Source organism: Pseudomonas sp. 58 R 12 (assembly GCF_900005865.1).
GTDB classification, from domain to species: Bacteria; Pseudomonadota; Gammaproteobacteria; order Pseudomonadales; family Pseudomonadaceae; genus Aquipseudomonas; species Aquipseudomonas tritici.
Genome location: NZ_CVTP01000016.1, coordinates 638,229 through 650,555, shown reverse-complemented (window position 1 = coordinate 650,555; position 12,327 = coordinate 638,229). Strand labels below are relative to the sequence as shown.

Genomic DNA, 12,327 nt, shown 5'->3' with positions numbered 1-12,327 from the left:
CCATGGTGAAACTGCTGATTCTCGATCGGGACGGGGTGATCAATTACGACTCCGACGCTTACATCAAGTCGGTGGCGGAATGGGTTCCACTGCCCGGCTCGATCGAGGCCATCGCGCAGTTGAGCAAAGCCGGCTGGACGGTGGCCATCGCCACCAACCAGTCCGGCATCGCCCGTGGCTACTACGACATCGCAACCCTGGACGCCATGCACACGCGCCTGCGCACCTTGGTGGCCGAGCAGGGTGGCGAGGTAGGGTTGGTGGTGTATTGCCCCCACGGGCCGGATGAGGGCTGCGATTGCCGCAAACCCAAACCCGGCATGTTGAAAACCATTGCAGAACATTACAAGGTGCCCTTGGCTGGGATATGGTTCGTCGGGGACAGCCTCGGTGACCTGGAGGCGGCCAAAGCCGTCGACTCTCAGCCAGTTTTGGTTAAGACCGGAAAAGGCGAAAAGACCCAGGCGAAAAACCTGCCGGTAGGCACTTTGATTTTTGACGATCTGGCGGCCGTGGCCGCAGAACTTATCAACAACTAGCTGCCCTCGACTTCCTGACCAAGGATGTTCGGGAGAGCGCTTTTAACAGGCGGGCGTTGTCCCGCAACGGTAAATGCCGCCATGTCGATTTTGCAGGCCATCAGAACCTTTTTCTTTTACCTGCTGCTGGGCACCAGTTCGTTTCTCTGGTGCACCCTGAGCTTTTTTATTGCACCGTTCCTGCCATTCAAAGCGCGTTATCGCTTTATCAATGTCTATTGGTGCCGTTGCGCGTTGTGGTTGACCAAGGTGTTCCTGGGCATTCGCTTCGAGATCAAAGGCGCGGAAAATGTCCCGGACCAGCCCTGCGTGATTCTGTCGAACCACCAGAGCACCTGGGAGACGTTCTTTCTTTCGGCGTACTTCTCGCCGTTGAGCCAGGTGCTCAAGCGTGAGCTGCTGTACGTGCCGTTCTTCGGCTGGGCCATGGCCATGTTGCGTCCGATCGCTATTGACCGTGACAACCCCAAGGCAGCGCTCAAGCATGTGGCCAAGAAGGGCGACGAGCTGCTCAAGGATGGCGTTTGGGTACTGATCTTCCCCGAAGGTACACGTGTGCCCTTCGGCACCGTAGGCAAGTTCTCGCGCGGAGGTACGGCTTTGGCGGTCAACGCCAACCTGCCAGTGCTGCCGATTGCGCATAATGCCGGCAAATTTTGGCCTAAGACTGGCTGGGCCAAACGCGCGGGGACTATCACGGTGGTCATTGGCGAACCGATGTACGCCGAAGGTGAAGGTCCACGGGCAATTGCCGCGTTGAATGACCGTGCCCAGGCATGGAATCAAGCGCAGCAACGGGCGATGGGTTCGCTGCCGCCGGAGCCGATTGTGGTCGACACACCCGTGATCTGAGTATCTGTGGATAAGCTGTGCACGGATTGTTGGCGAATTGCCCTTTTTGTCTTATAAGAATTTGATTTTGTTAGATATTTCAAAAGCTCATAAAATCACGAAAAACGTGCATAAGTTTTTTCAGCATAAAAAAACCGGTCCTTGTGACCGGTTTTTTATGCACAGCGCTAAAGTCGATTTTTTCAGTCTTCCAGCAGCGGCAGTTGCAGGCTGAAAGTGCTGCCTTTGCCCACCACGCTTTCGCAACTGATGCGCCCACCATGACGCTCCACCACGGCTTTGACCATGGTCAGTCCCAATCCTAATCCCTCGCTGCCCTGAGCTGAATCGAAGCGACGGTATTGGCTGAACAGTTCCGGCAAGTCCTCTTCGGCAATCCCTGGGCCTTGGTCACTGATGCGACATTCCAACCAGCCTTGCGCGCTGCTTTTCCTCAACCTCACGGTCGTACCGGAGGACGAATACTTGATGGCGTTCTCAAGCACGTTGAACAACGCACGCGTAAGCAGTGACTGGTCAGCCGAGACCATACCCTCATCGGCTTCATTCAGGTCGTGAACCAGATGGATCCCCTTCAGTTGGGCGATCACTGCCACTTGATCAAAGGCATCCATTACCAACATGGCGAACAACGTTGGCTGGAACTGGTAACCGTCAGCTTCGGCTTTCGCCAGTTGCACGAAGGATTCGGTGAGGCTCAAGGCGCGACGCACTTGTTGTTCGATCTGAGCGAAAACCGGTGACTCGCCGTTATGCACATCCAGCAGCGCGAGGATCGCCGAATGCGGTGCGCGCAGGTCGTGGGAGAGGAACCGCAACATGGTCTCGCGGTGTTGCTGGGCTTCGCGTTCCTTACTCAAGTCCGTCAGGCTTAGCAGCCATCCAAGTGCAACATCGCCCTCGGCCGGTAGCAACGGTGCAAGCTCCATGCGCAGGCTGCGCTGGTGGATATCCCGGAACTCGACGAGCTCCAGCGCTGAGAGGGCAGGGCGGACGCCATTGTGCAGCGGCGGGTAGCCGAGATCTGCCAGTTGCTCCAACAGGTTTTCATTGACCAGGACATTACCGAACACTTCGCGGGCGATGCGGTTGGCCAGCAGGATATTGCCCTTGGGATCGGTAATCAGCGTCGCTACCGGCAAGCACTCCAGACCATCGGACATGAAGCGTCGTGTGTCGCGCGTGCGGCTTACGGCTTGTTCCAGGGCAAAGATACGCGCCTGTAGCACATCGCCTTTGCTGGCGGGCGCACGGCGGCGTTCGGGCAGTACTTTGGGCTCGTTATCAAGGCGGGTCAGTTCCCAACCGAAGTAGGCGATGATCACGCTGAGACGACGCCAGTTCCAGATCAGGTAGCTGAGCAACAAGCCGATCAAACAGGCCGCGGGCGACCACCAATGGCCGAGGCGCAGCAACGCCCAGGCGCCCAGCAGAGAGATGGCCATGCAGCCCAGGGTCATCCAGAGCGCATAGCGCGGTCGGTAGAGCAGCAGGCCCAGCAGCAACGCCACCAGGGAGGTCGCCATCAGCGCCGCGAGCCAGCCCGGCAGATCAACGATGCTGCGGCCTTGCAGCAAGCCATTCAGCACGTTGGCCTGGATCTCCACGCCCGCCGTGTTGCCGACCGTGGAGGAGAGTGGTGTAACGAACCGATCGCCCATCCCGGAAGCCGTCGACCCGACCAGGATCAGTCGATTGCGCAGCTGCTCGGGAGGTACCTCACCGCGCAGGACACTGACATAGGACACACTGGGAAAACGCGCATGTGGCGCGATAAACGGGATACGGATTGCATGTTCACGATGCCAGTGCTGGGTGATCGACCGCTGAGGTTCACCCGGCATCTCTGATAACTCACCGCTCATCTCGTAGGCCAGCCAGGCCAGTTGCGGCGCCGTAGCATCGGGTGGGCCTTCACGCATATACAAGCTACGGACTATGCCATCACTGTCCGCCTCCACATTGATGTGGCCCACGCCCTTGGCACATTTGAGCAACGGCAGCATCTGCGCGCCGGGTTGGCTGTAGCTTGCCGTACCTTCGCGCACCAGCGGCAACAAGACATTGCCGGCGTTGCAGACCGAATCGGCCAGGCGCTTATCCTGTGCAGGATCGCCGGGTTCACTGAAGATCACATCGAACAGAATACCCGCGGGCTGGGCGGCACTCAGGCGGTCGATCAGATCCGCGTGCAGGCTTCGCGGCCAGGGCCATTGGCCGAGCTTTTTCAGGCTGGGATCATCGATGGTCACCAGCAGGATACGCGGGTCGACCGGCAGGGGAGTGAGACGGCGCAGGCTGTCGTACAACGGGTTATTCAGAGCCAGGCCTGGGCTCAATGACAGATAAGCGGTGAAGGGCAGCAGCAGCAAACCAATCCATAACCACTCACGCACCAAGCCATGGAACAGGCGCTGAGCATGGGTAGGTTGACGTTTCTCGGTCTTGCGCCAGAGCATCATTGCTCATGTGCCTGAGTGGTGGGCGGGTAGTAAAAGATGTCATAGACCCCGGTTTCTCCCTCCAGGCCGTTTTCATCGTATGCCGACAGCCGCACGTGATAAAACGAGGCTTTGAGCCCAGTGAAGCTCATTTTCGGCACGCTGGAAAAATTTTCCTGCTTGATGTTCATAAAGGCTCTATCAGTGGCGACCTGGGCACGGTATCGCTGGGCACCGGGCAAAGGCCGAAGGTACAAACTCCAGACGGGAGCGTCGCCTTTCTGACCGTCCTGCCCAACAAGCTTCGGTGCGGCGAGCAGTTCCACGGGTTTCAGTTCACCCTGTGTCTTGAAAAGCAGACCTTGCCGCGCACCCACTTTTACTTCGTTTTCCACTGGCTTGGTTTTCGTCTCGCGTTTGACCGCTACCTGGCCTTCCAACACCTCAAGCACCGATTGCTCCGCATCATTGCGCACCCGAAAGTGCGTACCTCGCACGCCCAGTACACCCACCGGCGTCACGATCTGAAAGCGGTCGTGGTCACTGGCGCGCTTGATCACATAGGCCTCGGCCTGGCCCTGTTCGAGCACGACCTGGGGAATCGAAAGCTTTTTCTCAAGGTGCAATCGCACTTGGGAGCTGGCGGGCAACACCACACGGGAACCATCGCCGAGCAACAGGCTGACAAACGCGGTCGACGAGGTCTTCACGCCTTCCTGTTCATCAATGGTCATGCCTTCAAGCAAAGGGCTCGCCTTGCCCTTGGGATCGAGCTTCCAGGCGTCCCCCGTGAGGTGCAGGACTACTGCCGGCAAAGGCTGGGCGCGACACAGCTGGTTGTCATCAATGTAAGGCGAGCGAATCTTGGCGGCAGCATCCACAGAACCGAACACCATGATCAACAATGAGGGGAGGGCAAGGCGCAAGCAGTTGGGGGAAAGGATCATGGTGCTCATCACGGTTGGGATTCCAGAGGGCATCTGACATCAGCGAACACGAGTTTACGACAGCGCATGCGTCGGCTGATCCTTTTCCTTACGGTCGGGAGCCGGTATCTTTCCCCCATCGGTATCGAAGACTTTCAATGGGTTAATAGCTCATTGATGTCATCGTATAGAGAGATCCAAGGGGTCGACGAATCTGAGCACAATTATTCAGATTCAAAGACCGGCATCTGCGCTGTATGTGCCTGTAAATAAACCGGCCGACGGCTGCTGTACTCTTCAAGAAAGGACCCACTCATGCGTGTCGCAATACTGGATGACGAGCCCGCGGAATTGCGACGGGTGGAACAGACACTGCGACAAATCCCCAGCACCGCCGAACAGCCCTGGACCCTGCATTGCTTCGAACGCGGTGAAGACCTGCTACGCCAACTGCGTCGCGAAACCTTCGACCTATTGATACTCGACTGGCAACTGCCGGACATCACCGGTATCGCGCTGCTGCGCTGGACCCGTGAACACATGGAGTCGCCACCCGCGGTAATCATGCTCACCAGCCGTGATGCCGAGAGCGATATCGTCACTGCGCTGAACAGCGGCGCCGATGATTACGTCAGCAAACCCTTTCGTCCTAATGAGTTGAAAGCACGAGTCACCGCGGTTCTACGTCGCCACGGCCTGCAGAAGTCAGCAACTCACGAAGTACAGAGTTTTAATGACCTGACCTTTGACGATGCTGAACTGACCGTGACGCGCGCAGGTAAACCGATCAACCTCACCGAACGTGAGTATCGTCTGGCTAGCTGCTTGTTTGCCAACCTGGCGCGGCCACTGTCCCGAGAGTATCTCTACGAGCGGTTCTGGACCCATGAAGAAATGGTCTCGTCGCGGCCGCTCGATACGCATATCTATCGGCTGCGCAACAAGCTGGGGTTGACCGCAGACCGCGGTTGGCAGTTGCTGACGATCTACGGGTACGGGTATCGGTTGGAGAGTGTGGCAGCGGCATCTCAAGACTGAAAATGATGATGTTCCACGTGGAGCATTTGGAAAGTCACCCATCTGCACTCAATAAAAAAGGCCAACGCTAAGCGTTGGCCTTTTTTGTGTTTGCGATTATCTGTATCAGAAGTCCAAGTTAGAAACCGCCAACGCATTGCTCTCGATGAAGTCACGACGAGGTTCGACCGCATCACCCATCAGGGTGTTGAAGATCTGGTCTGCGCCAATGGCGTCTTCGATGGTCACACGCAGCATGCGGCGCTGAGCGGGGTCCATGGTGGTTTCCCACAGCTGGTCGGGGTTCATCTCGCCCAAACCTTTGTATCGCTGGATGGTGTGGCGCTTGGTGCTTTCAGCCATCAGCCAGTCAAGGGCTTCCTTGAATTCCCTAACCTGCTTCTTGCGTTCGCCACGCTGAATGTAAGCGCCGTCATCCAGCAGGGTGCTCAACTGCGCGCCCAGGGTAACCACTGTCTTGTAGTCATTGCTGCCGAAGAAGTCGCGGTTGAAGGTGACGTAGTTGGAAAGGCCGTGGGAGATCAGTTCGACCTCTGGCAGCCACACGTTACGTTCACGGTCTTCACGCAGGCTGGCTTTGTACACTAGGCCAGACTTCTCGACGGTGCGCAGGCGCACTTCGTACTGGGCCAGCCAATCCTGCATGTGCGCATGATCGCCCAACTGTTCCAGGCTCACGGCTGGCAGATAGATGAAGTGCTCGGTCAGTTCCTGAGGGTACAGGCGCGACAAACGCTTGAGGGTCTTCATCACCATGCGGAAGTCGTTAACCAAGCGCTCCAGCGCCTCACCGGAGATGCCCGGGGCTTCATCGTTCAGGTGCAAGCTGGCATCTTCCAGAGCCGACTGCGTCATGTACTCTTCCATGGCGTCGTCGTCTTTGATGTATTGCTCTTGCTTGCCCTTTTTCACTTTGTACAACGGCGGCTGGGCGATGTAGATGTAGCCACGCTCGATCAGCTCTGGCAACTGACGGAAGAAGAAGGTCAGCAGCAAGGTACGGATGTGCGAACCGTCGACGTCAGCATCGGTCATGATGATGATGTTGTGGTAACGCAACTTGTCGATGTTGTACTCGTCACGGCCGATACCGCAGCCCAACGCCGTGATCAAGGTGCCGACTTCCTGGGAGGAAATCATCTTGTCGAAGCGAGCCTTCTCGACGTTGAGGATCTTACCCTTCAACGGCAGGATAGCCTGGGTGCGACGGTTACGACCCTGCTTGGCGGAGCCGCCAGCAGAGTCACCTTCCACCAGGTACAGTTCGGAAAGGGCAGGGTCTTTCTCTTGGCAGTCAGCCAGTTTGCCCGGCAGGCCGGCGATATCCAGCGCACCTTTACGACGGGTCATCTCACGGGCTTTACGCGCGGCTTCACGGGCGCGTGCAGCATCGATCATCTTGCCGACAACCAGCTTGGCTTCGTTCGGGTTCTCCAGCAGGAAGTCGGAGAAGTACTTACCCATCTCCTGTTCCACTGCGGTCTTCACTTCGGAAGACACCAGCTTGTCTTTGGTCTGGGAGCTGAACTTGGGATCCGGCACTTTCACCGAAATGATCGCGGTCAGGCCTTCGCGCGCATCGTCACCGGTGGTGGCGACTTTATGCTTCTTGGCCAAGCCTTCGGCTTCGATATAGGTGTTGAGGTTACGCGTCAGTGCGGAACGGAAACCCACCAAGTGAGTACCACCGTCGCGCTGTGGAATGTTGTTGGTGAAGCACAACAGGTTCTCGTTGAAGCTGTCGTTCCACTGCAGGGCGATTTCCACGCCGATGCCGTCTTCACGCTGGATGTTGAAGTGGAACACCTGGTTGACCGCAGTCTTGTTGGTGTTCAGGTATTCAACGAACGCACGCAGACCGCCTTCGTATTTGAACAGCTCTTCCTTGCCGCTGCGCTCGTCCTTGAGGACGATACCCACACCGGAGTTAAGGAAGGACAACTCGCGAATACGCTTGGCCAGGATGTCCCAGCTGAAGTGGATATTCTTGAAGGTTTCGGCAGACGGTTTGAAGTGAATCTGCGTACCGGTAGTTTCGCTGTCACCGACAATTTTCATCGGTTCTTGTGGAACACCGTGCACGTAGGTCTGTTCCCAGATCTTGCCGCTACGGCGAACAGTCAGGATCAGCTCTTCGGACAGCGCGTTCACGACTGACACACCTACGCCGTGCAAACCACCGGAGACTTTATAGGAGTTATCGTCAAACTTACCGCCGGCGTGGAGCACAGTCATGATGACCTCTGCCGCCGAAACGCCTTCTTCTTTGTGCACGTCTACCGGAATACCGCGACCGTTGTCGCGCACGGTAATAGATTCATCCGGGTGGATGATGATGCTGATGTCGTCGCAGTGACCGGCCAGAGCTTCGTCGATGGAGTTGTCGACCACCTCGAACACCATGTGGTGCAGACCGCTACCGTCATCAGTGTCGCCAATGTACATACCGGGACGTTTGCGTACGGCATCCAAACCTTTCAGCACTTTAATGCTGGTCGAGTCGTACGTGTTTTCTTCGCTCATGCCTTCACTCCCGATGGTCGTGGGTCTGGGTGATACGGCCTTGTTCCACGTGGAACAAAGCGACTGGCGTTTCCGTCTGCCAGCCTTCCCTCAATAATTCGTGGTCTACACAGGTGATAAACACCTGGCAGCGTAATTCTTCCAACAAACGGCATAGCGCGCGGCGATGTTGCTCGTCTAGTTCGGACGGCAAGTCATCCACCAGATAAATACACTGACCGCGCCGGGCCTGGCTAACCAAATGGCCTTGGGCGATCCGCAGCGCACACACCACCAACTTTTGCTGACCACGGGACAAAATGTCCGCAGCATTGTGAGCGCCTAATCTAAGACGCAAATCAGCCCGTTGGGGTCCGGCCTGGGTATGGCCAATTTGCTGATCCCGCTGTAAGGACGTCGCGAGCACAGCACTCAGCTCACGCTCTTTGTCCCAACCACGGTAGTAACTCAGCGTCAGGCCCTCGAGGTCCAACAACTCACTCAAGGTCTGCTCAAAGACTGGTTTCAAGGCTTTGATATAGGCACGGCGGTATTCATCTATTTCGTCGCTGGCCAGGCACAGTTCCCGGTCCCAGGCCGCTTGCGAAGCGGCGTCAAGTGTACCATGCCGCAGCCATGAGTTCCGCTGCCGCAGGGCCTTCTGCAGGCGCTGCCAAGTGGCCATGAAACGCGGTTCCACGTGGAACACTCCCCAATCGAGGAATTGCCTACGGATTTTCGGCGCGCCTTCCAACAGACGAAAGCTGTCAGGGTTGATCAGTTGCAGTGGCAGGATTTCCGCCAACTGCGCAGCACTGCGAGCATTTTGCCCATCAATGCGAATCTGGAACTCTCCGCCGCGGTCACGGGATATTCCAAGACTGCTGTGCCCACCCTCAGCCAGTTCGACCTGGCCAAACACCGTGCACGCCAATTGTTCATACTGGATAACCGGTAGCAGGCGGGCACTGCGAAATGAACGGGCAAGCCCCAGCAAGTGGATGGCTTCCAGCACGCTGGTTTTGCCACTGCCATTAGCGCCGTGGAGGATATTGATGCGGGGAGAAGGGGAGAAGGTCACCGGGTGCAGATTGCGCACCGCGGTGACCGAGACGCGACTGAGGGACATCTAGCTTCTGCTGAGCATGATTACAGGCGCATCGGCATGACAACATAAGCCGAGTCGTCGTTATCGGATTCCTGCACCAGAGCGCTGCTGTTAGAGTCCGACAAGATCAGGCGAACCTGTTCAGTGGTCATCACACCCAGCACGTCCAGCAGGTAACTCACGTTAAAGCCGATTTCCAGCGAACCGCCGTTGTAGTCGACGCCCACTTCTTCTTCCGCTTCTTCCTGCTCAGGGTTGTTGGCCTGGATTTTCAGCTGACCGTTGGCCAACTGCAGACGAATACCACGGTACTTTTCGTTGGAAAGAATCGCGGTGCGGCTGAAAGCTTCACGCAGGGCCTGACGGTCACCGATCACCAGCTTGTCGCCACCTTTAGGCAGCACGCGCTCGTAATCCGGGAATTTGCCATCGACCAGTTTGGAAGTGAAGGTGAACTCGCCGGTGGTGGCGCGAATATGGTGCTGGCCCAGCACAATGCTGACATTACCTTCCGGCTCGGTGAGCAGGCGCGCCAGCTCGAGAATACCTTTACGCGGCACGATCACCTGGTGACGGTCTGGCTGACCGATATCGGCGCGCATCGAGCACATCGCCAGGCGGTGACCGTCGGTAGCCACGGCACGGATGATGCCTTCCGACACTTCCAGCAGCATGCCGTTGAGGTAGTAACGCACGTCCTGCTGCGCCATGGCGAAACTGGTGCGCTCGATCAAGCGACGCAGTTTGCTCTGCTCCAGGCTGCAGGTCAGCGAACCTGGGCCTTCTTCAACCGTTGGGAAATCATTGGCTGGCAAAGTGGACAGGGTAAAACGGCTGCGACCCGCCTTGACCACCAACTTGGCTTCATCAACCTTGATGTCGATCAACGCGTCATTTGGCAGGCTTTTGCAGATATCCATCAGCTTGCGCGCAGGCACAGTGATCTCGCCAGGTTCGGCAGGCTCTTCCAGCTGCACACGACCGACCAGCTCCACTTCCAGATCGGTACCGGTCAGGGACAACTGCTGGCCTTCGACGACCAACAATACGTTGGAAAGCACCGGCAAGGTCTGTCGGCGCTCGACGACGCCTGCGACCAGTTGCAGGGGTTTCAACAGGGCTTCGCGTTGAATGGTGAAATGCATGGTCTAGTCCCTTGCCTTAATAAGCTGCGCTGGTGTCATCAAGTTGTCAGTGTACGCAGCAGGTTCTTGTAGTCCTCGCGAATATCCGCGTCGGATTCCTTAAGTTCATTGATCTTGCGGCATGCGTGCAAGACTGTCGTGTGGTCACGCCCGCCAAACACATCACCGATTTCCGGCAGGCTGTGGTTGGTCAGCTCCTTGGAGAGCGCCATGGCCACCTGACGGGGACGTGCTACCGAACGCGAACGGCGCTTGGACAGCAGGTCGGAAATCTTGATCTTGTAGTACTCGGCCACAGTGCGCTGGATGTTATCCACACTCACCAGTTTGTCCTGCAGTGCCAACAAGTCTTTGAGGGATTCACGAATCAGCTCGATGGTGATGTCGCGGCCCATGAAGTGCGAGTGCGCGATAACCCGCTTGAGCGCGCCTTCCAGCTCACGAACGTTGGAACGAATGCGTTGGGCGATGAAGAACGCCGCGTCGTGCGGCAAGTCGACCTTGGCCTGGTCGGCCTTTTTCATCAGGATCGCGACACGGGTTTCCAGTTCCGGCGGCTCTACAGCTACGGTCAAGCCCCAGCCAAAGCGCGATTTCAGACGTTCTTCCAGGCCTTCGATTTCTTTCGGATAACGGTCACTGGTCAAGATGACCTGTTGGCCGCCTTCGAGCAGGGCGTTGAAGGTGTGGAAAAACTCTTCCTGGGAACGTTCCTTGCGGGCGAAGAACTGAATGTCATCGATCAGCAAGGCGTCAACCGACCGGTAGAACCGCTTGAATTCGTTGATGGCATTGAGCTGCAAGGCCTTGACCATGTCAGCCACGAAGCGCTCCGAGTGCAGGTACACGACCTTGGCATTCGGGTTCTTCTTTAATAGGTGGTTACCCACAGCGTGCATCAAGTGAGTCTTACCCAAGCCAACGCCGCCATAAAGGAAGAGTGGGTTGTAGCCGTGCTTGGGGTTATCGGCTACCTGCCAAGCAGCTGCACGAGCCAGCTGGTTGGATTTACCCTCAACGAAGTTCTCGAAGGTAAACGTGCGGTTCAGGTAACTCGTGTGCTTGAGCGCGCCTTCTACCTGCACGGTGCGCTGTTCAGCGCGAACCGGTGCTTGCTGGGAGGCGGCCCCGGCCATCGGGTCAAAACTGTCACGGGACGGCTCTTCATGCTGTGCTGCATTCTTTTGCGCAGAGGACTTGGAGGCTGTCGGCGCAGGTGCACTGTGGGCCGGTGCAGCAGCGGCTTGAGCGTGCGACGCAGCAGCGGCCAACGGCGCATTCGGCGCAGCACGAGGTGCGGAGCTGCGTTTGCTGCCTATTAATAAGGAAAGCACGGGCGCGAGGCCGTTGCCATGTTCGTCGAGCAATTCGAGAACGCGGCTCAGGTACTTCTCGTTGACCCAGTCGAGGACAAAACGATTGGGCGCGTAGACACGCAACTCGTCGCCTTCGGCTTCGACCTGTAGCGGACGGATCCAGGTGTTGAATTGCTGGGCAGGCAGCTCATCGCGCAAAAGCTCCACGCACTGCTGCCAAAGTTCCACTGACACGGATATCCCCTAAGTTGAAAGCCGGTGAGGCAAAAACAGCCGCCATTGTAGCGGCGAGCCGCCCACTTATCCACATGTAGGTTGATCAGAGGCCAGCCAAAATCAACGTCTTAACGGTAAAGAAGTCGACCAATGGTCTGTGCATAAGCTCTGTGGATAAGCGCTCCTAAGGTCGTTGTACAAGTGGGGGCGAAAGTCTGTGGGTAACTGGCCTGTGGATAACAGA

Annotated in this window: 9 protein-coding genes; 3 read left to right on the top strand and 6 right to left on the bottom strand. The window is 57.2% G+C overall.

The window, feature by feature from the left end; all coding sequences use genetic code 11:
* The first annotated feature begins 2 nt into the window (after positions 1-2).
* Both gmhB and BFP95_RS12300 read left to right on the top strand, forming a co-directional pair.
* Positions 3-539 (top strand): D-glycero-beta-D-manno-heptose 1,7-bisphosphate 7-phosphatase, encoded by a 537-nt coding sequence (gene gmhB, locus BFP95_RS12305; RefSeq protein WP_175403036.1) that lies wholly within the window; start codon positions 3-5, stop codon positions 537-539.
* An 81-nt stretch (positions 540-620) separates the two neighbouring features.
* A complete protein-coding gene (locus tag BFP95_RS12300) occupies positions 621-1,391 on the top strand; it encodes a lysophospholipid acyltransferase family protein (protein WP_049710804.1) in 771 nt (256 codons plus the stop codon).
* A 182-nt stretch (positions 1,392-1,573) separates the two neighbouring features.
* Here the strand turns inward: BFP95_RS12300 and BFP95_RS12295 are convergent, their stop codons facing one another.
* Together BFP95_RS12295 and BFP95_RS12290 are read right to left on the bottom strand one after the other, a co-directional pair.
* Positions 1,574-3,853: a CHASE2 domain-containing protein gene (locus BFP95_RS12295; RefSeq protein ID WP_065910170.1), complete on the bottom strand. Its 2,280-nt coding sequence runs from the start codon at positions 3,851-3,853 to the stop codon at positions 1,574-1,576.
* Positions 3,850-4,788: a FecR family protein gene (locus tag BFP95_RS12290; protein ID WP_065910169.1), complete on the bottom strand. Its 939-nt coding sequence runs from the start codon at positions 4,786-4,788 to the stop codon at positions 3,850-3,852. The genes BFP95_RS12295 and BFP95_RS12290 overlap by 4 nt, the downstream gene beginning before the upstream one ends.
* Positions 4,789-5,073: 285 nt before the next feature.
* Here BFP95_RS12290 and BFP95_RS12285 point away from each other — a divergent pair, with 285 nt between their 5' ends.
* Complete coding sequence (locus tag BFP95_RS12285) at positions 5,074-5,796, top strand: response regulator transcription factor (protein ID WP_049710807.1); 723 nt, start codon at positions 5,074-5,076, stop codon at positions 5,794-5,796.
* Positions 5,797-5,901: 105 nt separating this feature from the next.
* On the opposite strand, the gene gyrB is transcribed toward BFP95_RS12285, so the two are convergent.
* Genes gyrB through dnaA form a run of 4 tightly spaced genes read right to left on the bottom strand, consistent with a single transcriptional unit; the run spans position 5,902 to position 12,101 of the window.
* A complete protein-coding gene (gene gyrB, locus BFP95_RS12280) occupies positions 5,902-8,319 on the bottom strand; it encodes a DNA topoisomerase (ATP-hydrolyzing) subunit B (protein WP_065875581.1) in 2,418 nt (805 codons plus the stop codon).
* Positions 8,320-8,323: 4 nt separating this feature from the next.
* Positions 8,324-9,427, bottom strand: a complete 1,104-nt coding sequence (gene recF / locus BFP95_RS12275; protein WP_012721452.1) for a DNA replication/repair protein RecF — start codon at positions 9,425-9,427, stop codon at positions 8,324-8,326.
* A 20-nt stretch (positions 9,428-9,447) separates the two neighbouring features.
* On the bottom strand, positions 9,448-10,551 hold the full coding sequence (gene dnaN / locus BFP95_RS12270) for a DNA polymerase III subunit beta (RefSeq protein WP_065875580.1): 1,104 nt from the start codon (positions 10,549-10,551) through the stop codon (positions 9,448-9,450).
* A gap of 38 nt (positions 10,552-10,589) precedes the next feature.
* A complete protein-coding gene (gene dnaA, locus BFP95_RS12265) occupies positions 10,590-12,101 on the bottom strand; it encodes a chromosomal replication initiator protein DnaA (RefSeq protein ID WP_065910168.1) in 1,512 nt (503 codons plus the stop codon).
* Positions 12,102-12,327 lie beyond the last annotated feature (226 nt).

What these genes read in the sequence shown, in the direction of transcription:
- BFP95_RS12300 (WP_049710804.1), top strand. Translation starts at nt 621, where the DNA reads ATGTCGATTTTGCAGGCCATCAGAACCTTTTTCTTTTACCTGCTGCTG.
- dnaN (WP_065875580.1), bottom strand. Translation starts at nt 10,551, where the DNA reads ATGCATTTCACCATTCAACGCGAAGCCCTGTTGAAACCCCTGCAACTG.
- BFP95_RS12290 (WP_065910169.1), bottom strand. Translation starts at nt 4,788, where the DNA reads ATGAGCACCATGATCCTTTCCCCCAACTGCTTGCGCCTTGCCCTCCCC.
- BFP95_RS12285 (WP_049710807.1), top strand. Translation starts at nt 5,074, where the DNA reads ATGCGTGTCGCAATACTGGATGACGAGCCCGCGGAATTGCGACGGGTG.
- recF (WP_012721452.1), bottom strand. Translation starts at nt 9,427, where the DNA reads ATGTCCCTCAGTCGCGTCTCGGTCACCGCGGTGCGCAATCTGCACCCG.
- gmhB (WP_175403036.1), top strand. Translation starts at nt 3, where the DNA reads ATGGTGAAACTGCTGATTCTCGATCGGGACGGGGTGATCAATTACGAC.
- BFP95_RS12295 (WP_065910170.1), bottom strand. Translation starts at nt 3,853, where the DNA reads ATGATGCTCTGGCGCAAGACCGAGAAACGTCAACCTACCCATGCTCAG.
- gyrB (WP_065875581.1), bottom strand. Translation starts at nt 8,319, where the DNA reads ATGAGCGAAGAAAACACGTACGACTCGACCAGCATTAAAGTGCTGAAA.